This window comes from Alkalibacterium sp. s-m-28 (assembly GCF_054658175.1).
This window is the reverse complement of record NZ_BAAGIQ010000516.1, coordinates 1-230: the sequence shown is the minus strand read 5'-3', so window position 1 is coordinate 230 and position 230 is coordinate 1. Positions and strand designations below refer to the sequence as shown.

Annotated in this window: 1 protein-coding gene; it reads right to left on the bottom strand. The window is 32.2% G+C overall.

Going from position 1 to position 230, the window contains the following annotated elements; all coding sequences use genetic code 11:
* The coding region (locus ACYQ4S_RS13085; protein ID WP_459771619.1) for a tyrosine-type recombinase/integrase at positions 1–230 on the bottom strand (230 nt) is incomplete at both ends.

Here is a 230-nt window from a genome sequence, read left to right as displayed (position 1 = left end):
ATTGAAGGTCTAACATTTTTTATATAATCAAGTAAGGCTAGTTCAATTTCATAAATAAGAGGCAGATTTAACGGTGTTTGAGTTTTTTGTTGTGAAAGTGACAGTATTTTATCTTGCCAGTTTATTGAGGATAGTTGTAAATCTCTTATGTCACTAACCCTAAGACCGTATACACTAGCGAACATCATCATTAAATAAATGGTCTTTCCCCATTTAGTATCACGATCTAC